General features: G+C 68.3%; 23 protein-coding genes. 15 read left to right on the top strand and 8 right to left on the bottom strand.

Annotated elements, in window-relative coordinates; translation table 11 throughout:
- Positions 1 to 217: 217 nt before the first annotated feature.
- Positions 218 to 1138, top strand: coding sequence for a heme o synthase (locus AC4PMY_RS18030; protein WP_064296933.1), 921 nt, complete (start codon positions 218 to 220; stop codon positions 1136 to 1138).
- Between the two features lie 4 nt (positions 1139 to 1142).
- The gene (locus AC4PMY_RS18025) at positions 1143 to 3692 is read left to right on the top strand and encodes a DEAD/DEAH box helicase (protein WP_491623327.1); all 2550 of its coding nucleotides are present in this window, start codon (positions 1143 to 1145) and stop codon (positions 3690 to 3692) included.
- 67 nt (positions 3693 to 3759) lie between these two features.
- On the opposite strand, the gene AC4PMY_RS18020 is transcribed toward AC4PMY_RS18025, so the two are convergent.
- Entirely contained in the window at positions 3760 to 4731 is a 972-nt protein-coding gene (locus tag AC4PMY_RS18020) for a COX15/CtaA family protein (RefSeq protein WP_491623377.1), read from the bottom strand.
- A gap of 307 nt (positions 4732 to 5038) precedes the next feature.
- Here AC4PMY_RS18020 and sufB point away from each other — a divergent pair, with 307 nt between their 5' ends.
- The 7 genes from sufB to abc-f all read left to right on the top strand — a co-directional run bounded on the left by sufB (position 5039) and on the right by abc-f (position 12117).
- Entirely contained in the window at positions 5039 to 6457 is a 1419-nt protein-coding gene (gene sufB / locus AC4PMY_RS18015; protein WP_064296935.1) for a Fe-S cluster assembly protein SufB, read from the top strand.
- Positions 6457 to 7665: a Fe-S cluster assembly protein SufD gene (gene sufD, locus AC4PMY_RS18010; RefSeq protein WP_064296936.1), complete on the top strand. Its 1209-nt coding sequence runs from the start codon at positions 6457 to 6459 to the stop codon at positions 7663 to 7665. The genes sufB and sufD overlap by 1 nt, the downstream gene beginning before the upstream one ends.
- Entirely contained in the window at positions 7665 to 7988 is a 324-nt protein-coding gene (locus AC4PMY_RS18005) for a non-heme iron oxygenase ferredoxin subunit (protein WP_064296937.1), read from the top strand. Before sufD ends, AC4PMY_RS18005 begins: the two co-directional genes overlap by 1 nt.
- Positions 7989 to 7992: 4 nt before the next feature.
- Entirely contained in the window at positions 7993 to 8769 is a 777-nt protein-coding gene (sufC, locus tag AC4PMY_RS18000) for a Fe-S cluster assembly ATPase SufC (protein WP_064296938.1), read from the top strand.
- A gap of 28 nt (positions 8770 to 8797) precedes the next feature.
- Positions 8798 to 9127, top strand: a complete 330-nt coding sequence (locus AC4PMY_RS17995; RefSeq protein WP_056005622.1) for a metal-sulfur cluster assembly factor — start codon at positions 8798 to 8800, stop codon at positions 9125 to 9127.
- A 93-nt stretch (positions 9128 to 9220) separates the two neighbouring features.
- Positions 9221 to 10387: a MalY/PatB family protein gene (locus tag AC4PMY_RS17990; protein ID WP_064296940.1), complete on the top strand. Its 1167-nt coding sequence runs from the start codon at positions 9221 to 9223 to the stop codon at positions 10385 to 10387.
- Between the two features lie 131 nt (positions 10388 to 10518).
- Complete coding sequence (abc-f, locus tag AC4PMY_RS17985) at positions 10519 to 12117, top strand: ribosomal protection-like ABC-F family protein (protein ID WP_056005615.1); 1599 nt, start codon at positions 10519 to 10521, stop codon at positions 12115 to 12117.
- An 80-nt stretch (positions 12118 to 12197) separates the two neighbouring features.
- Here abc-f and AC4PMY_RS17980 read toward each other — a convergent pair whose 3' ends face one another.
- Genes AC4PMY_RS17980 through AC4PMY_RS17970 form a run of 3 tightly spaced genes read right to left on the bottom strand, consistent with a single transcriptional unit; the run spans position 12198 to position 13572 of the window.
- Positions 12198 to 13046 carry an SURF1 family cytochrome oxidase biogenesis protein gene (locus AC4PMY_RS17980; protein WP_071260209.1) on the bottom strand — a complete coding sequence of 283 codons (849 nt, stop codon included), beginning with the start codon at positions 13044 to 13046 and terminating at the stop codon, positions 12198 to 12200.
- The gene (locus AC4PMY_RS17975) at positions 13043 to 13267 is read right to left on the bottom strand and encodes a hypothetical protein (protein WP_491623326.1); all 225 of its coding nucleotides are present in this window, start codon (positions 13265 to 13267) and stop codon (positions 13043 to 13045) included. Before AC4PMY_RS17975 ends, AC4PMY_RS17980 begins: the two co-directional genes overlap by 4 nt.
- Positions 13264 to 13572, bottom strand: coding sequence for a DUF3099 domain-containing protein (locus AC4PMY_RS17970; RefSeq protein ID WP_064296943.1), 309 nt, complete (start codon positions 13570 to 13572; stop codon positions 13264 to 13266). Before AC4PMY_RS17970 ends, AC4PMY_RS17975 begins: the two co-directional genes overlap by 4 nt.
- A gap of 161 nt (positions 13573 to 13733) precedes the next feature.
- Between AC4PMY_RS17970 and fabG the strand changes: the two genes are divergently transcribed.
- Positions 13734 to 14444: a 3-oxoacyl-ACP reductase FabG gene (fabG, locus tag AC4PMY_RS17965; RefSeq protein ID WP_064296944.1), complete on the top strand. Its 711-nt coding sequence runs from the start codon at positions 13734 to 13736 to the stop codon at positions 14442 to 14444.
- A gap of 59 nt (positions 14445 to 14503) precedes the next feature.
- On the opposite strand, the gene serB is transcribed toward fabG, so the two are convergent.
- Positions 14504 to 15178 carry a phosphoserine phosphatase SerB gene (gene serB, locus AC4PMY_RS17960; RefSeq protein WP_071260211.1) on the bottom strand — a complete coding sequence of 225 codons (675 nt, stop codon included), beginning with the start codon at positions 15176 to 15178 and terminating at the stop codon, positions 14504 to 14506.
- A gap of 17 nt (positions 15179 to 15195) precedes the next feature.
- On the bottom strand, positions 15196 to 16440 hold the full coding sequence (locus tag AC4PMY_RS17955) for a glucose-1-phosphate adenylyltransferase (protein WP_491623325.1): 1245 nt from the start codon (positions 16438 to 16440) through the stop codon (positions 15196 to 15198).
- 45 nt (positions 16441 to 16485) lie between these two features.
- Here AC4PMY_RS17955 and glgA point away from each other — a divergent pair, with 45 nt between their 5' ends.
- The 3 genes from glgA to AC4PMY_RS17940 all read left to right on the top strand — a co-directional run bounded on the left by glgA (position 16486) and on the right by AC4PMY_RS17940 (position 18949).
- Positions 16486 to 17667 carry a glycogen synthase gene (gene glgA / locus AC4PMY_RS17950; RefSeq protein WP_071260213.1) on the top strand — a complete coding sequence of 394 codons (1182 nt, stop codon included), beginning with the start codon at positions 16486 to 16488 and terminating at the stop codon, positions 17665 to 17667.
- Positions 17668 to 17730: 63 nt separating this feature from the next.
- On the top strand, positions 17731 to 18543 hold the full coding sequence (locus AC4PMY_RS17945; RefSeq protein WP_491623324.1) for an ABC transporter ATP-binding protein: 813 nt from the start codon (positions 17731 to 17733) through the stop codon (positions 18541 to 18543).
- A gap of 157 nt (positions 18544 to 18700) precedes the next feature.
- Positions 18701 to 18949: a type B 50S ribosomal protein L31 gene (locus AC4PMY_RS17940; RefSeq protein ID WP_056005588.1), complete on the top strand. Its 249-nt coding sequence runs from the start codon at positions 18701 to 18703 to the stop codon at positions 18947 to 18949.
- 73 nt (positions 18950 to 19022) lie between these two features.
- Here AC4PMY_RS17940 and AC4PMY_RS17935 read toward each other — a convergent pair whose 3' ends face one another.
- The gene (locus tag AC4PMY_RS17935; protein ID WP_064296949.1) at positions 19023 to 19796 is read right to left on the bottom strand and encodes a 3'-5' exonuclease; all 774 of its coding nucleotides are present in this window, start codon (positions 19794 to 19796) and stop codon (positions 19023 to 19025) included.
- Positions 19797 to 19900: 104 nt separating this feature from the next.
- Between AC4PMY_RS17935 and AC4PMY_RS17930 the strand changes: the two genes are divergently transcribed.
- On the top strand, positions 19901 to 20803 hold the full coding sequence (locus AC4PMY_RS17930; protein ID WP_079002535.1) for an alpha/beta fold hydrolase: 903 nt from the start codon (positions 19901 to 19903) through the stop codon (positions 20801 to 20803).
- A gap of 4 nt (positions 20804 to 20807) precedes the next feature.
- Here the strand turns inward: AC4PMY_RS17930 and AC4PMY_RS17925 are convergent, their stop codons facing one another.
- Positions 20808 to 21710 (bottom strand): Sir2 family NAD-dependent protein deacetylase, encoded by a 903-nt coding sequence (locus tag AC4PMY_RS17925; RefSeq protein WP_064296951.1) that lies wholly within the window; start codon positions 21708 to 21710, stop codon positions 20808 to 20810.
- A gap of 138 nt (positions 21711 to 21848) precedes the next feature.
- Between AC4PMY_RS17925 and AC4PMY_RS17920 the strand changes: the two genes are divergently transcribed.
- Positions 21849 to 22652, top strand: coding sequence for a TrmH family RNA methyltransferase (locus tag AC4PMY_RS17920; RefSeq protein ID WP_064296952.1), 804 nt, complete (start codon positions 21849 to 21851; stop codon positions 22650 to 22652).
- Positions 22653 to 22671 lie beyond the last annotated feature (19 nt).

Raw genomic sequence — 22671 nt, 5'->3', positions numbered from 1 at the left:
CCCAGCATAGCGAACCCCTGCAGCGGAGGGTCGATGTTCGACGAGCGCGAACACGCGACGTCACCGATCGTTGCAGCGCTTGCACGTCGGGCGTCACCTGGTGAGGGACCGTGCGCCTGCGCACCGTGAGTAGGGAGCCGCCTGCGCGTGTCGTAGAATCGTCTGCGGACCGCGCACCGGGCGAGCAGTGCGTGGTGAACCGAACGTTAGAGGAGCAATGGACGTCGCTGTAGCAGAACGTGTGTCGAGCCCCAAGCTCGGTTTCCGACGCAAGGCTAAGGCGTACATCGCCCTGACCAAGCCGCGGGTCATGGAGCTGCTCCTCGTGACGACGATCCCCGTCATGATCCTCGCGAAGGGCGGTCTGCCCGACTGGTGGCTCGTCATCGCGACCGTCATCGGTGGGTCCTTGAGCGCCGGCTCCGCAGCGGCGTTCAACTGCTACATCGACCGCGACATCGACGCGGTCATGGACCGCACGAAGAAGCGCCCCCTGGTGACCGGCGAGCTCACGCCGCGCGAGGCGCTCGTGTTCGCGTGGACGCTCGGCGTCGTCTCGACGGTCTGGCTCCTCGCCACCACCAACTGGCTCGCGGCCGCACTGTCCGTCGGCGCGATCCTCTTCTACGTCTTCGTGTACACGCTGTGGCTGAAGCGACGCACCCAGCAGAACATCATCTGGGGTGGGATCGCGGGCTGCTTCCCCGTCGTCATCGGCTGGGCCGCCGTCACCGGTTCGCTCTCGTGGGCACCCATCATCCTCTTCGCGGTCGTGTTCCTCTGGACGCCGCCGCACTACTGGCCGCTGTCCATGAAGTACCGCAGCGACTACCAGGCCGTCGGCGTGCCGATGCTCGCCGTCGTCCGCGGTCGCGCGCAGGTCGGCCTCCAGGTCATCCTGTACGCGTGGGCGACGGTCGTCTGCTCGCTCCTGCTCATCCCGGTGGCCGACATGGGGCTGCTGTACAGCGCCGTCGCCCTCCTGTCCGGCGGCTGGTTCGTCTACGAGACCCACCGTCTCTACAACCTCGCGATCCGTCACGAGCACGTCTCGCCGATGCGCGTCTTCCACGGGTCGATCACCTACCTGACCCTCCTGTTCCTCGCCGTCGGCATCGACCCGCTGCTCCCGTTCTGACCCGGTGGCTGACGCAGCGGAACGCGGCCGGCTGATCGCTGCGACGGGGGAGAGCCCCGACATCGTCTTCGACCGGTTCGTCTCCTGGGCCGAGGCCGGCGGACTCAGCCTGTACCCGGCGCAGGAGGAGGCGCTCATCGGCATCGTCGACGGCGCCAACGTCATCCTCTCCACCCCGACGGGCACCGGCAAGAGCCTCGTCGCCGCCGGCGCACACTTCGCGGCGCTGAGCTCCGGTCGCCGCAGCTACTACACGGCCCCGATCAAGGCGCTCGTCAGCGAGAAGTTCTTCGCACTCGTCGAGATGTTCGGCGCTGAGAACGTCGGGATGGTCACCGGGGACTCCTCGGTGAACGCCGACGCGCCGATCGTCTGCTGCACCGCGGAGATCGTCGCCAACCTGGCGCTCCGGCACGGCGAGGACGCCGGCATCGACCAGGTCGTGATGGACGAGTTCCACTTCTACGCCGACCCCGACCGCGGGTGGGCGTGGCAGGTGCCCCTCCTCACCCTCCCGGACACGCAGTTCGTCCTCATGTCCGCGACCCTCGGCGACGTCGGTGACCTCGCGCGCGACCTCGAGCGCCGGACCGGCCGTGAGACCGCCATCGTGACCGGCGTCGAACGACCGGTGCCGCTCCATTTCTCCTACGCGACCACGCCGATCCACGAGACCGTGGAGGACCTCCTCCACACGGGACAGGCTCCGATCTACATCGTCCACTTCGCGCAGGCGGCGGCGCTCGAGCGGGCACAGGCCTTGACCAGTCTCAAGGTCGTCACCCGCGAGCAACGCGACGAGATCGCCGACGCCATCGGCGACTTCCGGTTCAGCACCGCGTTCGGCACGACGCTGTCCCGGCTCGTCCGCAGCGGGATCGGCGTGCACCACGCCGGTATGCTGCCGAAGTACCGACGCCTCGTGGAGCAGCTGGCCCAACGTGGTCTCCTCCGCGTCATCTGCGGGACGGACACCCTCGGCGTCGGGATCAACGTCCCGATCCGCACGGTCCTGTTCACGGCGCTCACGAAGTACGACGGCACGAAGATGCGCCAGGTGAACGCCCGGGAGTTCCACCAGATCGCCGGTCGTGCGGGTCGGGCCGGCTACGACACCGCGGGCACCGTCGTCGTCCAGGCCCCCGAGCACGAGACCGAGAACCTCAAGCTCATCGAGAAGGCCGGCGACGACCCGAAGAAGCGCCGCAAGATCATCCGGAAGAAGGCGCCGGAGGGGTTCGTGTCCTGGGGGGAGCCGAGCTTCCAGCGCCTCGTCGCGGCCGAGCCTGAAACGCTGACCAGCCACATGCAGCTCACCCACGCGATGATGCTCAGCGTCATCGCACGCGGCGGCGACAGCTTCGGCACCATCCGCTCCCTCGTCTTCGACAACCACGAGCCTCGGGCGAGACGCTTCGCCCTGGCCAGGCGGGCGCTCGAGATCTACCGCACCCTCCGCACGGCAGGGGTGATCACCCAGACGATCGACCCCGAGACGGGTGAGGTCGTCATCGGCCTCACGGTCGAACTGCAGCCGAACTTCGCGCTCAACGCTCCGCTGTCACCGTTCGCCCTCGCCGCGTTCGAGCTGTTGGACCCCGCGGAGCCCGGCTTCGCCCTCGACGTCATCTCGGTGGTCGAATCGACGCTCGACGATCCGCGCCAGATCGTCATGGCCCAGCAGCACCTCGCCAGAGGCGAGGCCGTGCAGGCGATGAAGGCCGAGGGGATCGAGTACGACCAGCGCATGGAGCTCCTCGAGGCGGTCACCCATCCGAGACCGCTGGCCGAACTCCTCGAGGCGGCGTTCACGAGCTACACCGCCGCGCAGCCGTGGGCACTCGACCTCGAGCTCCGCCCGAAGGCGGTCGTGCGCGACTTCATCGAGCGTGCACTGAACTTCAGCGAGTTCGTCTCGTTCTACAGTCTCTCGAGATCCGAGGGACTCGTTCTGCGGTACCTCTCCGACGCCTTCCGGGCGATCCGGCAGAGCGTGCCGGACGAGTTCAAGGACGAGGAGCTCCAGGACCTCATCGAGTGGCTCGGCGAACTCGTCCGACAGGTCGACTCGAGTCTGCTCGACGAGTGGGAGGAACTGTCCCACCCGGACCCCGAACGCCATGCGGAGACGAGTCGATCGCTCCCGCCCACGCCACGGAGCGTCCTCGCCAACCGCCGGGCGTTCACCGTCCTCGTCCGGAACGAACTCTTCCGCCGGGTCCAGCTCGCGTCGCTGGAGCACTACGACGCGCTCGGCGAGCTCGACGCGACGGCCGGATTCGACGCCGACGCCTGGGCCGACGCCATGGATCCGTACTTCGAGGAGCACGGTGAACTCCCGACCGGTGCTGCAGCACGGAGCCCGGCGCTGCTGGTCGTCGACGACGAGGACGAGCGCCCCGTGGGCGACACGGGCGGTGTCTGGCGGGTGCGTCAGGTGTTCGCCGATCCGGCCGGCGACCACGACTGGGGGATCAGCGCCGTCATCGACCTCGACGCCTCCGACGAGTCCGGGACCGCGGTCGTCCGCGTGATCGCGGTCGGGATGCTCTGAGTCGTCAACAGGCGCAGTGAGCCGTCAGCAGGCCCGCTGACCCGTCAGCAGGAGCGAAGCTGAGCCATCAGCGGGAGACGCTGAGGGATGCCGACTCCTCGACGCGTGACGCGGTCCGGACCGGGATCCGCTGCTGCAGCACGACCCAGGTCATCGCGGCGACGAGCAACCCGGCGAGCACCATGTGCAGCCCCACGAGCACCTCGGGGAGTCCGAGGCGGGCCTGGGTGAGCCCCACGATGATCTGCACCACTTCGACCGCCAGCAGGGTCGAGACCGCGGTGCGCACCCCGCGCGACCCGCGGCGGGCGCCGAGCGCGATCACGCCGACGAGCAGCACGATGGTGCCGGCGAGCGTCGCGTAGGCGGGCCAGCTGTGGAGGTGCTGGAGGAACTCGGGGTCGAACCCGTTGCGCGGCGCCGGCACTTCCTTCGAGTTGTCGCCGGCGTGCGGGCCCGAGCCCGTCGTCAGGATGCCGAACACGACGGTGACGGCGACGAAGAGGCTCGTCAGGTGGACGACGCCGAGGTACCAGCCGGGCATGACCTTCACCGCGCCACGGGGACCGCGGTACACCCGATGGACGAGCATCGTCGCGAGGGCGACCAGGACGATGGAGATGACGAAGTGCAGCCCGACCACGTACGGGTTCAGCCCGGTGAGGACCGTGATGCCGCCGAGGACCGCCTGCGCGGGGATCGACAGTCCCTGGAGCAGGGTCAGCCGGAAGAGGTCGGGGCGCTGCCGACGCATACGGATCACCGCGAGGAACGCTGCGATCACGATGGCCGCGAGGACGAAGGTGAGGAGGCGGTTGCCGAACTCGATGAACCCGTGGATGCCCATCTCCGGCGTGTTGACGAAGGAGTCGTCCGTGCAGCGCGGCCACGTCGGGCATCCGAGCCCGGAGGCCGTCAGGCGGACGGCGCCCCCGGTCCCGATGAGGACGAGCTGGAAGGCGAAGGAGAGCCAGGCGACGACACGCACGCGCTTGTCGATCGTCGTCGGCAACCACTGCCAGAACCGGGTGGCACGCACCCGGTCGGGAAGGGACGGTGCCGGCGTCGGTCGACCGGCGGTCTTGGAGTAGTGTGACACGGGTCGATCCTTCGGTTCGCGGTGGCCACGGCTGCGGTATCCACCGTCCTCACCCACAACCCACAGGAAGCTGTAGGATTATGAGGTTCACGGTGCGCGCGAGAAGCGCCATGGTTCATGAACATTGTAGGTTCGCGAAGAAGCCGCCCGCACATCCCCTCCCCAATCCGCTCCGATCAGGCGCGTGCCATGGGAGGGAATGACGACCTCCAGCCGGTGGTTGTCTCCAGGGAGGAAAGAGGGACACATGTCAGACATCCTGATCGATCGCCCGGAGCTCGCCGGACTCGGCCAATACGAGTTCGGATGGCACGACGGCGACGTCGCCGGCGCTTCAGCGCGCCGCGGCATCTCCACCGAGGTCGTTGCCGACATCTCCGCGCTGAAGAGCGAACCGGAGTGGATGCTGCAGCGCCGCCTCAAGGCCCTGCAGCTGTTCGAGCGCAAGCCCATGCCGACGTGGGGCGCCGACCTCTCCGAGATCGACTTCGAGAACATCAAGTACTTCGTCCGGTCCACCGAGAAGCAGGCTCAGACCTGGGAGGACCTGCCGGACGACATCAAGAACACCTACGAGAAGCTCGGCATCCCCGAGGCGGAGCGCCAGCGCCTCGTCTCCGGCGTCGCCGCGCAGTACGAGTCCGAGGTGGTCTACCACCAGATCAACGAGGAACTCGAGGCGCAGGGTGTCATCTTCATGGACACCGACACCGCGTTGCGCGAGCACCCCGAGTTCTTCGAGGAGTACTTCGGCACGGTCATCCCGTCCGGCGACAACAAGTTCGCCGCGCTGAACACCGCCGTATGGTCGGGTGGCTCCTTCGTCTACGTGCCGCCCGGCGTGCACGTCGAGATCCCGCTGCAGGCCTACTTCCGGATCAACACCGAGAACATGGGTCAGTTCGAGCGCACGCTGATCATCGCCGACGAGGGCAGCTACGTGCACTACATCGAGGGCTGCACCGCGCCGATCTACAAGTCGGACTCGCTGCACTCCGCGGTCGTCGAGATCATCGTCAAGAAGAACGCCCGCGTCCGCTACACGACGATCCAGAACTGGTCGAACAACGTCTACAACCTGGTCACGAAGCGCGCCACGGCCGCCGAGGGAGCGACCATGGAGTGGATCGACGGCAACATCGGATCCAAGGTCACGATGAAGTACCCGTCCATCTACCTCATGGGCGAGCACGCCAAGGGCGAGACCCTGTCCGTCGCCTTCGCCGGTCCCGGTCAGCATCAGGACGCCGGCGCGAAGATGATCCACATGGCTCCGTACACGCAGTCGTCCATCGTCTCCAAGTCGATCGCCCGAGGCGGCGGACGCGCGGGCTACCGCGGCGAGGTCCGGGTGGACGCCAACGCCCATCACTCGGCCAACACCGTGCGCTGCGACGCGCTCCTGGTCGACACCATCTCCCGCAGTGACACGTACCCGGCGATCGACATCCGCGTGGACGACGTCCAGCTCGGACACGAGGCGACGGTGTCCAAGGTCAGCGAGGAGCAGCTCTTCTACCTCATGAGCCGCGGCATGCCGGAGGACGAGGCCATGGCGATGATCGTCCGCGGCTTCATCGAGCCGATCGCCCGCGAACTGCCCATGGAGTACGCACTCGAACTCAACAAGCTCATCGAGATGGGCATGGAAGGATCCGTCGGTTAATGACGACTGCAGCACCGACTCAGACCGAAGGACAGCACGGCATCACGGCACACAGCGACGGCGCAGGACGCGTCATCCCGGTGCAGACCCGATCGGAGCGCTTCAGCTCCTATGATGTCGCCGACTTCCCAGCGGTGACGGGACGCGAGGCGGTCTGGAAGCTCAGCCCGGTCGCGCAGTTCACCGACCTCACCGCGGGGGAGCTCGACGGCTCGCCCACCCCGATCACGCACGACGACGTCGACGGATTCAGCGTCGAGTGGATCAGTCGCGACGACGCCCGCGTCGGCTCCGCCGGCGTGCCGGAGGAGCGCGCCTCCGCGAACGCCTGGTCGAGCTTCGACCAGGCACTGGCGATCTCGGTCACGGGCGAGGAGTCCAAGACCCTGCGCCTCGAGCGGAGCGGGCTCGGCGACGGCGCCCGCGCTGCGCACACCGTCATCACCGCCGCGCCGTTCAGCCGCGGCCTCATCATCATCGAGAACGCGGGCGACGCCCGCCTCACCGAGAACGTCGAGATCGTCGTCGGCGAGCAGGCCGACGTGACCGTCGTGACCGTGCAGTGGTGGGACGACGACGCCGTGCACCTCGCCAGCCACTTCGCGTCCATCGGTCGCGACGCCCACCTCAAGCACGTCGTGGTGTCGCTCGGCGGCAAGGTCGTCCGGGTGAACCCGACCCTGCACCTCGCCGGTCAGGGCTCGGACCTCGACTCGCTCGGCGTGTACTTCTCCGACGCGGGTCAGCACCTCGAGCAGCAGGTCTACATGCACCACGACGCACCGAACACCCGCGGGCGCGTGACCTACAAGGGCGCACTGCAGGGCGAGGGTGCGCGGTCCGTGTGGATTGGCGACGTCCTCATCAGCAACCGTGCCGTCGGCACCGACAGCTATGAGCAGAACCGCAACCTGGTCCTCTCCGACGGCACCCGTGCCGACTCCGTGCCGAACCTCGAGATCGAGACCGGCGACATCGCCGGTGCCGGTCACGCGAGCGCGACCGGACGCTTCGACGACGAGCAGCTCTTCTACCTGCAGGCTCGAGGCATCCCTGAGGACGAGGCACGACGACTCGTCGTCCGCGGCTTCCTCGTGGAGATCATCCAGCAGATCGGTGACACCGAGCTGCAGGAGCGCCTCTCGGCAGCCATCGAGGCCGAACTGCTCGGCGCCGACGGACAGGGCACCGGCGGAGCGCAGCACTGATGGCGACCAAGGTGTGCTCGTTCGATGAGCTCGCCGTCAACCAGGCCAAGCGGGTCGTGGTGGACGGCGTGCCGATCGCCCTCGTGCGCGACGCGTCGGACGAACTGTTCGCGATCGGCGACGTCTGCACCCACGGCGACATCTCGCTGTCCGAAGGCTTCGTCGAGGACGGCAACCTCGAATGCTGGGCACACGGCTCACAGTTCTCGCTCACGACGGGCAAGCCGCTCACCCTTCCGGCCTACGAGCCGGTCCCCGTCTACACCGTCGAGCTCATCGACGGCGACATCTACATCGACCCGACCGCAACGAAAGAGATCTAGCACCATGTCAGTCCTCGAAATCCGCGACCTGCACGTCAGCGTCGAAACCGAGCAGGGCACCAAGCCGATCCTGCGTGGCGTCGACCTCACCATCCGGACGGGCGAGACGCACGCGATCATGGGTCCGAACGGTTCGGGCAAGTCCACGCTCGCGTACACGATCGCCGGCCACCCGAAGTACACCGTCGACAGCGGATCCATCACGCTGGACGGCGAGGACGTCCTCGCGATGAGCGTCGACGAGCGCGCCCGTGCCGGACTCTTCCTCGCGATGCAGTACCCCGTCGAGATCCCCGGAGTCACGGTCACGAACTTCCTCCGCACGGCGAAGACCGCCGTCGACGGCGAGGCGCCCGCGATCCGCGGCTGGATCAAGGACGTCCGCGAGTCGATGAAGAACCTGCGCATGGAGCCTGCCTTCGCGGAACGCAACGTCAACGAGGGCTTCTCCGGTGGCGAGAAGAAGCGTCACGAGATCCTCCAGCTCGAGCTGCTGAAGCCGCAGTTCGCAGTCCTCGACGAGACCGACTCAGGCCTCGACGTCGACGCCCTCAAGATCGTGTCCGAGGGCGTCAACCGCGCGAAGGAGAACACCGGTCTCGGCGTCCTGCTCATCACGCACTACACGCGTATCCTCCGCTACATCAAGCCGGACTTCGTGCACGTCTTCGTCGCCGGCAAGATCGCTGAGCAGGGCGGTCCCGAGCTCGCCGACCGCCTCGAGAACGAAGGCTACGACCGTTTCCTCGTGGACGCCGTCGTCGCCCCGGAAGGTGCCTGAAGCCGCGCCAGCGGTCTAAGATAACGACATGGTAACAACGCTCAGTCCGCAACGATTCGACGAGGTCGAAGAGGCGCTCAAGGACGTCATGGACCCCGAGCTCGGGGTGAACGTGGTCGACCTCGGTCTCATCTACGACCTGGGTTGGGATGACGAGAACGACGCGCTCATCATCCACATGACCCTGACCTCCGCCGGATGTCCGCTCACGGACGTCCTCGAGGAGCAGACGGGTCAAGCGCTCGACGGCATCGTCGACGCCTTCCGCATCAACTGGGTGTGGATGCCGCCGTGGGGCCCGGAGCGCATCACGGACGACGGGCGCGACATGATGCGTGCCCTCGGCTTCTCGATCTGATCGATCCTCCACGACGACGGACGGCTGCAGTGCAGCCGTCCGTCGTCCTGTTCCCGGCAGCGTCGCCCGGCTGATCCCGGATAGGGTCGACGCATGACCGAGATCGTGTCCGCCGACCCCCTCGACGTCCTGCGCAGCCGGACGAGCGAGAAGTGGTCCGAGTACTCCGACGACGTCCTGCCCATGTTCGTGGCCGAGATGGACGTCCCGCTGGCACCCGTGGTCCGCGAGGTCCTGCACGCGGCCATCGACCGCGGCGACGCCGGGTACGTCGCGAGCCGCACACGGCTCCCACAGACGTTCGCCGACTTCGCAGCGCGACGCTGGGGTTGGGAGGTGGATCCCGGCTCCGTGTTCACCACCGCCGACGTCAGCATGGGCATCGTCGAGATCCTGCGTCGCGTCATCTCACCCGGCGAGGGCGTGGTGATCACCTCGCCGGTCTACCCGCCGTTCTTCGACCTCGTCACCGAGGCCGGGGGAGTCGTGGTGGACGTCCCCTTGCTCGGGTCCAGCCGCGCCGACGATCCCGCCGGAGGCTGGCGGCTCGACCTGGACGGTGTCGAAGCCGCGTTCCGCGACGGCGCGAAGGCCTTCCTGCTCTGCAACCCGCACAACCCGATCGGTCGGCCGCACACGATCGACGAACTGCGCTCGGTCGCCGCACTGGCAGCGCGCTACGGGGTCACGGTCGTGAGTGATGAGATCCACGCTCCGCTCACCCAACCGGGCGAGCGGTTCGTCCCCTATCTCAGCGTGTCCGACGAGGCCGCCGAACACGGGTACGCCGTGCTGTCGGCGAGCAAGGCCTGGAACCTCGCCGGCCTGAAGTGCGCGGTGATGGTCACCGCCGCACCCGGACCGCGGAGCGTGGTCGCGGGGATGCCGGTCGAGGTGTTCTGGCGGACGGGCCAGTTCGGTGTGCTGGCTTCGGTCGCCGCCTTCGAGGCGGGAGAGCCCTGGTTGGACGGGCTCCTCGCGTTGATCGACGGCAACCGGCGGCTGCTCGGTGAGCTGCTGGGTGCCGAGCTGCCCGAGGTCGGCTACCGACCGCCCGCCGCCGGGTACCTCGCTTGGCTGGACTGCACCGGGCTCGGTTGGACGGAGCCCCCGGCGCGGCGCATCCTGCGCGAAGCACGCGTGGCCCTGCAGGAGGGAGCCCCGTTCGGGCCCGGAGGCGTCGGCCACGCACGGCTCAACCTGGCCTGCTCGCCCGAGCTCCTCACCGAGGCGGTCGGACGGATCTCCGCCCTGCGTTGACGGACGTCCGGCCGCGCCGGGACCCTGCCGGAACGGCCGCGGTGCTGAGCATCGGATTCACGATTTATACTGGGAGGCTGACCCCCACCCTCCGCGTTGTCGAAACGCACCCGAAGAAATGGACTATGCCTGTGCTGAGTGTGCACGACCTCGAGATCCGCGTGGGGGCACGCGTGCTCATGGAGCACGTGAACTTCCGCGTGTCCGCCGGCGACAAGATCGGCCTCGTCGGCCGTAACGGTGCCGGGAAGACGACCCTGACCAAGACGCTGGCGGGGGAGACCCTCCCGACGAACGGCAAGATCGATCGCGGTGGCGAGATCGGGTACCTGCCGCAGGACCCACGCTCCGGCAACCCGGAGGACCTCGCCCGCACCCGCATCCTCGATGCGCGTGGTCTCGGCCAGCTCGCACTCGGCATGCACGAGTCGAGCATGGCCATGGCGAGCGACGACCCGAAAGTGGCGGAAGCCGCCATGAAGAAGTACGGCAACCTCACCGACCGGTTCAACGCGCTCGGCGGGTACGCCGCGGAGGCCGAGGCGGCCTCGATCGCGTCGAACCTGAACCTGCCCGATCGCATCCTCGATCAGCAGCTGAAGACGCTGTCGGGCGGACAGCGCCGCCGCATCGAACTCGCGCGCATCCTCTTCTCCGACGCCGAGACGCTCATCCTCGACGAGCCGACCAACCACCTCGACGCCGACTCCGTCGTCTGGCTGCGTGAGTTCCTCAAGCAGTACAAGGGCGGGTTCATCGTGATCTCGCACGACATCGAGCTCGTCGGCGAGACCGTCAACCGGGTCTTCTACCTCGATGCGAACCGCACCGTCATCGACATCTACAACATGAACTGGAAGAACTACCAGCGTCAGCGCGAGGCCGACGAGGAGCGCCGGAAGAAGGAGCGCACCAACGTCGAGAAGAAGGCGACGGCGCTCCAGCTCCAGGCGGCCAAGTTCGGTGCGAAGGCCAGCAAGGCGGCCGCAGCCCACCAGATGGTGGCTCGCGCCGAACGGATGCTCTCCGGGCTCGAGGAGGTCCGCGCGCAAGACCGCGTGGCCAAGCTGCGGTTCCCGACCCCGGCGCCCTGTGGCCGGACGCCGCTCATGGCGAGCAACCTGTCGAAGAGCTACGGCTCGCTCGAGATCTTCACGGCCGTCGACCTCGCGATCGACCGTGGCTCGAAGGTCGTCATCCTCGGATTCAACGGTGCGGGCAAGACGACCCTCCTGCGGATCCTCGCCGGAGTGGACCAGCCCGACACCGGCCAGCTCGAGCCCGGGCACGGCCTGCGGATCGGCTACTACGCGCAGGAGCACGAGACGATCGACGTGAAGCGCAGCGTGCTCGAGAACATGGTCTCCTCGTCGCCGAACATCACCGAGATGGAAGCGCGCAAGGTCCTCGGCTCGTTCCTGTTCACCGGCGACGACTCCAACAAGCTCGCGGGCGTGCTGTCAGGCGGCGAGAAGACGAGACTCGCTCTCGCGATGATCGTCGTCTCGGGCGCGAACATGCTCCTCCTGGACGAACCGACCAACAACCTCGACCCGGCCAGCCGTCTGGAGATCCTCGACGCGCTCGCCCACTACGAGGGTGCCGTCGTGCTCGTGAGTCACGATGAGGGCGCCGTCGAGGCGCTCAACCCCGAGCGGGTGCTCATCCTGCCCGACGGCGTCGAGGACCACTGGAACAAGGACTACCAGGACCTCGTCAGCCTGGCCTAGCGCCAGCGGGCCAGCGCGCTGGGTCCGTGAGCATCACCGGCCGGGTACGCCCCGTCCGTCGACGGCTCGTCGCACTCGCGTCAGCGACTCGCTTCGAGGATCTCATCCTCGATGTCGGCGTCGGACCGTGCCTTCGCGGCGAGCCGTTCGGCGCGTGCAGCCGCACGCCGCTGCTCCTTCGGGTCGTCGGAATTCAGGATGCGGTACTCCTGACGGATGGCATAGGCGAGGAAGATGAAGCCCATCAGCGCGAAGACCACCCATTGCAGCGCGTACGAGAGATGCATCCCCTCGTTCGGCTCGGGCTTGATTGGACCGAGCGGCGCCGCTTCGGCCGGCGCCGGGCTCTCCGAGAGGAGCATGCCGTACGCACCGGAGTAGAGCGTCTCGCCGCGGAGCTCGGCGATCTGCGGGAGGTTGATCGTGGCCACCTGTCCGTCGGCGGCCCCGCGGCCCGGGAGCGTCGGTTCGCCGGGTCGGATGCGGACGACGACCGAGACCTCTCCGCTCGGAGGCGCCGGGACCGACTCGGGTGCTTCGAGTGAATCGTTCGCGGCGACCCAGCCACGGTCGACGATGAACACGTCTCCGTCGGCGAGTCGGAGCGGCGTGAGGACGTTGAAGCCGGCCTGGTTGTTCCTGGGACGGTTCCGCACCAGCAGCTGCTCGTCAGGCAGGTAGGTGCCACTCATCGACACCGGGTGCCATTCGTCGGCCACGCTGAACGAGTCGAGCGACGGCAGCGCTTCGTCGAGCGGGATCGGGGTCGCGTCCCAGTTGGTCTCGATGCGCTGGACCTCCTCCTCCTTCTCGCTCGCCCGAGCGAGCTGCCAGTTGGAGAGCAGGACGCACACGATCGCGAACACGATCGCAACGCCGAGGTAGCCGAGCCAACGGCGGCTGAAGGCGAACCGCCAACCCGCGCTCATGAGCCGACCGCCGATGTCAACGGACGCCGCTCGAGGGGGAAGGAGCGGGCTTCGAGGAAGGCCTCCAGGAAGTCGACGTGTTCGTCGCAGGCGATCCAGACCTTCACGCGGTCCTCCGCGTGGATCTTCGGATTGCGCCACTCGATCCGCCAGCTCGCCGCCGCGCGGCAGCCGGCCCGTGAGCAGATCACGCCGTCGGGCTCGGCACCGAACCCGATCATGCCTGGTCGGTGGGACGAGGCGGAACCGAGTCGTCGACGATGATCGGCCGCTGGGACACGACGACACCGGTGGGGCGCTCGATGGCCCCCTGCGACGGCAGCGATCCGGCGTTCGCGATGATGACGGCGACGTACGGCAGGAAGATGGCACCGGCCGCGACCGCGAACATCCAACCGCCCTGGACGAACGGGAGCGCAGCGAGGCAAAGCAACCGGACACCCATGGTGATCGAGTACTTGATGAACCGCTGCCGGCGCTCCTGTTCGGGAGCCGGTGGGAGGGAGGTGATGCTCTGCTGCTTCATGCCACGACCAGCCTACGCGCTCGGCGGGTGGGCGAAGCCCCCAAATCACCGGGAGAACCGGAGGACCCCCATATGCTGGTACGGGTCCGCGGCCGGAACGCCGTGCGCCCCGACGGCCGCCGCACGAGTCGGCCGGTATCGCCGCAGGAGAGGAATCGACCATGACCGCACCACGCACCGTACTCGTCACCGGAGGCAACCGGGGGATCGGCTTCGCCATCGCCGAGGAGTTCGTCGCGCAGGGTCACCGCGTCGCCGTCACCGCTCGATCCGGCGAGGGCCCAGCGGGCACGTTGACGGTCCGCGCGGACGTCACCGATGCAGCCTCCGTCGACGCGGCGTTCAGCGAGATCGAGTCGGAGCTCGGGCCGGTCGAGGTGCTCGTCGCGAATGCGGGCATCACGAAGGACACCCTGCTCATGAGGATGAGCGAGGACGACTTCGACCAGGTGGTCGACACGAACCTCGGCGGCTCCTTCCGCGTCGTCAAGCGCGCGTCCAAGGGCATGCTCAAGGCACGCTTCGGACGCATCGTGCTCATCTCCAGCGTCGTGGGCCTCTACGGGTCGGCCGGTCAGGTCAACTACGCGGCCTCGAAGAGCGGCCTCATCGGCATGGCGCGATCCATCACGCGCGAGCTCGGCGCGCGCGGGATCACGGCGAACGTGATCGCCCCGGGGTTCATCGAGACCGACATGACCGCCGAACTGCCCGCCGAGACCCAGGCCGAGTACAAGAAGAGCATCCCGGCAGCGCGTTTCGCGAGTGCGAACGAGGTCGCGAAGGTCGTCACGTGGATCGCCGGTGACGACGCGGGCTACATCTCCGGCGCCGTGATCCCGGTCGACGGCGGCCTCGGCATGGGTCACTGACCCGGGCAGCACCGCACCGAGCAGAACCCGACCTCGGGCGCTGACCCCCGACGCGCGGATCAGAGCCCGAGGAGCGGGAGGACGCCGGCGAGGTCGACCCGCCCGGCGACGACGTCGGCATGGCGGCGGACGATCGGCTTCGCGTTGAACGCGACCGAGAGCCCGGCGACGGCCATCATCTCGAGGTCGTTGGCTCCGTCGCCGATCGCGATCGTCCGTGCCAACGGCACGCCGTCCGCGTCGGCCCACTCCTGCAGTGCGGCCGCCTTCGCCGCCGCGTCGATGATGGGACCGCTGAGGCCTCCCGTCAACCGACCGTCGGCCGTCTCGAGGCGGTTCGCCCGCACATGGTCGAGGCCGAGTGCCTCGGCGAGCGGGTCGAGCAGTTCATGGAACCCGCCGGACACGACACCGATCCGTGACCCGTGCGCATGCAGCCGGCCGATCAGCGTCTCCAGGCCGGTCGTCGTCCGGATCCGTTCGGCGATCACCGGGATCCGGTCGACGGGCAGGCCCGCGAGCGTCGCGACCCGGGCCCGGAGGCTGTCGGCGAAGTCGAGGTCACCGCGCATGGCACGCTCGGTGATGGCGGCGACCTCGGGGAGGCTGCCGACCTCCTCGGCGAGGAGCTCGATCACCTCGTTCTCGATGAGCGTCGAGTCGGCGTCGAGGACCGCGAGGAACCGGACGCCTCGTCCGGCCTGTGGGGGGAGTGCTGCTTCTGGATCCGCCACTGCCGAACGCTCGGTACTCATGGAACGACGCGTACTCCCTTGCCAACCACGGTGAGACCGGATTCGGTGACGGTGAAGCCGCGAGCGCGGTCACGGTCGTGGTCGACACCGACGCTCGCGCCGGAGGTGACCACCACATCCTTGTCCAGGATAGCCCGCTTGACGACGGCGTCCGGTTCGATGTGGACCTTGTCGAACACGACCGAGTCGGAGACGTGGGCGCCGGATTCCACGAGCGCCCATGGCCCGAGGACACTGCGCTCGATGTGGGCACCGGACAGCAGCGAACCGAGGGAGACGATCGAGTCGATGGTCTGGCCGAGGTTGCCCTTCGCGTCCCGCACGAACTTCGCCGGCGGCGAGTTCAGCTGAGAACTGAAGATCGGCCAGTCCCGGTTGTACAGGTTGAAGATCGGGAGGGTCGAGATGAGGTCCTGGTGGGCTTCGTAGAACGACTCGATCGTCCCCACGTCGCGCCAGTAGTAGCGATCGCGATCCGTCGATCCGGGTACATCGTTCCGCTGGAGGTCGTAGACGCCCGCCTTGCCGCGATCGACGAAGTACGGGACGATGTCGCCACCCATGTCGTGGTTCGAGCTCGTCACCTCGCCGTCGTCGATGACCGCCTGCATGAGGGCGTCGGCGTCGAAGACGTAGTTGCCCATCGAGGCGAGCACTTCACCGGGGGAGTCGGGCAGGCCCGGCGCGTCGAGCGGCTTCTCGAGGAAGCGGGCGATGGTCGTCGGGTCGTCCGCGTCGACGTCGATGACGCCGAACTGGTCGGCGAGGGAGATGGGCTGACGGATCGCGGCGACCGTCGCCTTCTTGCCCGAGGCGATGTGCGCCTCGATCATCTGCGCGAAGTCCATGCGGTAGACGTGGTCGGCGCCGACGACCACGACGATGTCGGGCTTCTCGTCGCGGATCAGGTTGAGGCTCTGCAGGATCGCGTCGGCGGATCCGCTGAACCAGCGCTTCCCGAGACGCTGCTGCGCCGGCACGGACGCGACATAGGAGTCGAGCAGGCCGGACAACCGCCAGGTCTGCGAGACGTGGCGGTCGAGGCTGTGGGACTTGTACTGGGTGAGGACGACGATCTGGGTGAGTCCGGAGTTGATGAGGTTCGACAGCGCGAAATCGATCAGACGGTACTGCCCGCCGAACGGTACGGCCGGTTTCGCGCGGTCTGCGGTCAGCGGCATCAACCGCTTCCCTTCCCCACCAGCGAGGACGATTCCGAAGATCTTCTTTGAGGCGGCCATGGCTTCACAATAGATGCCGGACGAGACCTGTACTAGCGTCTAGACATGCGAGTTGATCTTGTGACAAAGGAGTACCCGCCGGAGATCTACGGCGGCGCAGGCGTCCACGTGTCGGAGCTGGTGAAATCCCTCCGTAGCGACATCGACGTGACCGTGCGCTGCTTCGGCGCTCCACGCGACGAGGCCGACACCGTCGCCTACGGTGTCCCGGCCGAGCTCCAGGGGGCGAACGGCGCCCTCACGACACTCGGGACGGACCTCCTGATCGCCCAGGACGTCGCCGGAGCCGACCTCGTGCACTCGCACACCTGGTACGCGAACGGTGCCGGTCACCTCGCGTCGCTGCTGCACGGCATCCCGCACGTCGTGACCGCGCACAGTCTGGAGCCGCTCCGCCCGTGGAAGGCCGAGCAGCTCGGCGGCGGGTACCGCGTGTCCAGTTGGATCGAGCAGTCCGCCTACGAAGGCGCCGCGGCCGTCGTGGCGGTCAGCGACGGCATGCGCCGCGACATCCTGCGGTCGTACCCGAGCCTCGACCCGGCCAAGGTGCAGGTCATCTACAACGGCATCGACCTGACCGACTGGCAGCCACGCGTGGACGACGAGCTGCTGCGGTCGCTCGGCATCGACCCGTCCCGTCCCTCCGTCGTCTTCGTCGGTCGGATCACCCGTCAGAAGGGGCTGCCGTACCTGCTCCGCGCGGCCCGCCTGCTGCCGCCCGACGTGCAGCTCATCCTGTGCGCCGGCGCTCCCGACACCCCCGAGATCCTCACCGAGGTCAAGGGGCTCGTCGAGGAGCTGCAGCGCGAGCGCACCGGGGTCGTGTGGATCGAACGGCTGCTCCCGCGTCACGAGCTGTGCACCGTCCTCACCGCCGCCACGACCTTCGTGTGCCCGTCGATCTACGAGCCGCTCGGCATCGTCAACCTCGAGGCGATGGCCTGCGGTGCCGCCGTGGTCGGGACGGGGACCGGCGGCATCCCTGAGGTCGTGCAGGACGGTGTGACCGGGAGGATCGTCCCCCTCGCGCAGGCGTCCGACGGCACCGGCACCCCACTCGACCCGGAGCGTTTCGTCGCCGACCTCGCCGCCACCCTCACCGAGGTCGTCCAGGATCCCGCCCAGGCGAGGGCCTACGGGGCCGCTGGTCGCCGACGCGCGGAGTCCGACTTCAGCTGGTCGCGCATCGCCACCCAGACGGCGGAGCTGTACCGCAGCCTGGTCTGAACCACCAGCGGACACCTCGGAGGACGGCGACGCGCGACGAGTCTTGGCGGATAGGCTAGGACCATGCCGAGCGTGTTGCTGTTCTCCGATGTGTCCGTCGTCCGCAATCTCAACCCCATCCTCGATGGCGTCGACTGGACGGTGACGGGCGACCAGCGATGGATCGTCCTCGGCCCGAACGGCGCAGGCAAGACGACGCTCCTGCAGCTCGCGGCGACGCTCATCCACCCCTCGAAGGGCACGGTCTCCGTGCTCGACGAGACGCTCGGCCGGGTCGACGTCTTCGAGCTCCGACCGCGCATCGGCTTCGCGTCCTCCGCCCTCGCGAAGCGGGTGCCGCCGGAGGAGACCGTCCTGGACGTCGTGCTCACGGCGGCCTACTCGGTCACCGGCCGCTGGGTCGAGCAGTACGAGGACATCGATGTGAAGCGGGCGTCGCGGGTCCTCGCCGAATGGAAGCTCGACCACCTCGCCGACCGCCGTTTCGGCACGCTCAGCGACGGTGAGCAGAAGCGCGTGCAGATCGCGCGGGCCATCATGACCGACCCCGAACTCCTCCTGCTCGACGAGCCGGCCGCGAGCCTCGACCTCGGCACGCGCGAGGAGCTCGTCGAGCTGCTCGGCGGCTACGCGAGCGCTGACGACTCACCGGCGATCATCATGGTGACCCACCACGTCGAGGAGATCCCCGTCGGATTCACCCACGTCCTGCTCGTTCGCGACGGTGGCGTCGTCGCCGCCGGACCGATCGCCGAGACCCTCACGGCCGAGCACCTCAGTGAGACCTTCGACCTCCCGATCGAGCTGACCGAGGAGGACGGACGCTTCCACGCCCGCTCCGCCCGCGCCGGACGCTCGGCCGTCACACCTTCCTGACGGCCGCGCCTCGGCGGGTCGACCTCGGCAGGCGAGCAGACGCGCGCTGAGTCTGGTAAAGTCGACCTTTGGCTCGCGGAGCCAAGAGCTTTCTGCCTCGTGCCTGGAGTTCCGAGCGCGGGTACTACCCACACCATCCACTCAACAAGGACTGCTGATGAAATCTGACATCCACCCCACGTACGAAGCCGTCGTCTTCCGCGACCTCGCCTCCGGCGCGACGTTCCTCACGCGCTCGACGGTCTCGTCGGGCAAGACGATCGACCTCGACGGCGTCACCTACCCGGTGATCGACGTGGAGATCTCGTCCGAGTCGCACCCGTTCTACACGGGCAAGCAGCGCATCATGGACTCCGCCGGTCGCGTCGAGAAGTTCAACCAGCGCTTCAAGGGCTTCGGCAAGTAGTCCTTCCGCTGTCATACACGAACGCCCCGATCCTCGGATCGGGGCGTTCGTCGTCGTGGGGAGTCCGTGCGACTCAGATACCGATGGGCAGCTGGTCTGCTGGGACGATGACCGGCGTCTCGGGTCGAGCGGCAGGGCGTCCGGTGCGGATGGGCCAAGCGCCGTCGGCGACGAACTCGGGGTCGCGCACGCGGCGCATGTAGGACTGGAAGCTCTCCGCCTGCTCGACCGACCAGGTCCGCTGAGCCTCGTGCAGCTCGTCCACGCTCGTCGGCAACGCGTCGGCGTAGCGTCGGCCGATGGCCTGAGCGACGCGTCCGGCGGCGACGGCGTCCACGCCCGCGTCGTGCGCACCCTCCAGTGGAACGCCGTGCAGGGCGGCGACGACCTCGAGCGTCCGCTTGCCGCGGCGGAACGTGTCGAGCCGTCGGTCGAGGATCAGCGGGTCGACGACGGGGGACGGGGCGGTGATCGAGGTCACCCCGTGTCGCTCCGCCTCGAAGTGCAGGAGGGAGAAGTCGTAGGGCGCGTTGTAGGCGACCACCGGGGTCCGTGCGGCGAACAGTTCGGTGAGGACGGACACGATCTCTCCGACGACGGCCGGTGCCGGACGCCCCTCCGCCCGGGCACGCTCCGTCGTGACGCCGTGGATCTCGGCGGCGCGAGCGGGGATCTCGACCCCGGGGTCGGCCATCCACGACCACGAGCGTTCGACCGAACCGTCCGCGGCGATGACACCGACGAAGGCGGTCACGATGCGACTCGTCTCCACCTCGATGCCGGTCGTCTCGAGATCGAAGACCGCCAGGCGGTCCGTCCAGTGGGGGTTCGCGTCGACCGTGTTCACGCCTTCACCCTATGACGCACCTCCGACAGGGGCCTGTGCCACGCCGGGACGGCACGCTCCGCGTCGTCGGGTGAACGCGGAGCCGGACTGCCTAGACTGAGTGGATGCCCGTCGAATCACCGTACGCCGACCAGCTCGACCGCATCCCCGTCCGGGAGCGCTCGCTCATCGTGGACGGAGCCGAGACCCGGTTCTGGGACTACGGCGACCGAGAGGCGTCGACGACGATCGTCATGGTGCACGGGTTCCGCGGCGACCACCACGGCCTCGAACCGGTCGTCGCGCAGCTCTCCGGATTCCGTATCATCGCTCCGGACCTCCCCGGCTTCGGCAGCTCCGCACCCTTCCCCGACGCCACCCACTCCGTCGAGGGGTACGCAGCCTGGCTGGGACGGTTCATCGAGGAGCTGCACCTGACCGGCCGGGTCGTCCTGCTCGGGCACTCGTTCGGCTCGATCGTGTCGAGCGCCGCCGTAGCCGGGGGACTCCGACCGGACGACCTCGTCCTCGTGAACCCGATCGCCGCCCCGGCGCTCCAGGGCCCTCGAGGTGTCCTGACGAGGCTCGCGGTCTTCTACTACTGGTCGTCCGCGAAGCTCCCGAAACGCCTGGGCTTCGCCTTCCTCCGCAACAAGGGTGTCGTCCGCATCATGAGCGTCGCGATGGCGAAGACGAAGGACCCGACGCTCCGTCGGTGGATCCACGCCCAGCACGACCAGTACTTCAGCGCCTTCGCCGACCGGGAGGTCGTCCTCGAGTCGTTCACCGCCTCGGTCAGCCACGACGTCAGCGAGTACGCCGACCGCATCCCCAGCCGCACGCTGCTCATCGCCGCCGAGCGCGACGACATCACGCCCGTGGCCGCGCAGTACGCGCTCGCGAAGCGGTTCGCCGACGCGCAGCTGCACGTCATCCCGGGCGTCGGACACCTCATCCACTACGAGGAGCCGCACGACGCGGCGCAACGCCTCACCGCGTTCCTCGCGGACGACCACACCGACGCCTGAGGCGTCAGGCGTCGGTCGCCTCCTGCGAGACGACGCTCGTGAACGCGGACGGGACCAGGCGAGCGGCGATCCCGGTGAGCGTCTCACTGGCACCCGCGTCGAGCTTCACATCCGCACGGCCGTCCGCCTTCGTGACGCCACGGTTGATGACGACGATCGGCAACCGCTTCCGGCGGGCGAGTTCGAGGAGCCGGATCCCCGAGTTGACCACGAGCGACGACCCGGCGATCACGAGTGCGTCGGCGCCGCGCACGAGTGCCGCCGCCTCGGCGTACTTCTCCGTGGGGATGAACTCGCCGAAGAAGACCACGTCCGGCTTCAACATGCCACCGCAGACCGTGCACACGGGGACGACGATCTCGTCCACGCGCCCGACCTCGGCATCACCGTCCGGATTGATCGTCACGTCCGTCTCGGTGTCGAGCCAGGGGTTCAGCGACGTCATGCGCTCCGCGATGCTCGACCTGGCGTAGCTCTGCCCGCAGGAGAGACAGCTGACGCGGTCCATCGACCCGTGCAGGTCGACGACGCGGCGGGAGCCGGCCCTGACGTGGAGGCCGTCGACGTTCTGCGTGATGACGCCGTCGGCGATGCCGGCCTCCTCGAGGAGCGCGATCGCCCGGTGGCCGGCGTTCGGTCGAGCGCCGTCGAACCGCTTCCACCCGAGGTGGCTGCCGGCCCAGTAGCGTTTGCGCGCGGCGTCGTCGTTGGACAGGAACTGGTCGACCGTCATGGGGGTCCGCACCGGAGCGCCCTGGCCCCGATAGTCGGGGATGCCGGAGTCCGTGCTGACGCCGGCCCCGGTGAGGAAGGCGACGCGTCGGTCCGCGAGCAGCTCGATCGCCCGTTCGAGCCCGGCCTCGGCCGTCTCGTCAGCGGGATCCCCTGCTGCGATCAGCGTGCTCATGCCTGCTCCGTCCATCCGTCCGCGATGATCGGAGTACTCCGGGCCATCGCTTCCCCTGAGTCTAAACGGCCTCGTTTTCGATCGTGTTCCCACTCTGGCAAGGTGGAGGTCGAACATCGCGTCGAGAGGACGTCTCCCATGCAGGTCATCCGGATCACCGATCTCGACGACGGACGACTCGACGACTACGCGCGGCTGACGGACGTCGCCCTCCGCCGGGTGTCCGAACCCGCGGGTGGCCTGTACATCGCCGAGTCCACGAAGGTCATGGAACGTGCGCTGCGCGCCGGGCACCGACCGCGATCGGTCCTGCTGCAGGAGAAGTGGCTCGACGACGTCTCGCCACTCCTCGAGGATCACGACGTCCCGGTCTTCGTCGGCGAGCCCGCACTCCTGGAGCAGCTGACGGGCTTCCACCTGCACCGGGGAGCGCTCGCGGCGATGCACCGCCCACCGCTCGCCGACCCCGCCGAACTCCTCGCCGACGCCCGCCGGGTGGTCATCCTCGAAGACATCGTCGACCACACCAACGTCGGCGCCATCTTCCGCTCCGTCGCCGGCCTCGGTGCCGACGCGGTCCTGATCACCCCGCGCTGCGCCGACCCGCTGTACCGCCGGAGCGTCCGCGTCAGCATGGGCACGGTCCTGCAGGTGCCGTGGACCCGCCTGCCGGAATGGGATGTCGCATCCGACGTCCTGCGGGATGCCGGCTTCGAGACGGCCGCCCTCGCTCTGGCCGACGACGCCGTGGACCTCGACACCTATGCTCGGACCGCCCCGGAACGGCTCGCCATCGTGCTCGGCGCTGAAGGTGACGGCCTGAGCGCCTCGGCCCTCGCCGCCGCCGACACGATCGTGACCATCCCGATGCTCCACGGCGTCGACTCGCTGAACGTCGCGTCGGCCAGTGCCGTCGCCCTCTGGGAGCTCCGGGTCCGCTGACCACGGTCCAACGCTGCTC

The organism is Plantibacter sp. MDV22-iso1 (assembly GCF_058408345.1).
This window is presented reverse-complemented; position numbering and strand designations above follow the sequence as displayed.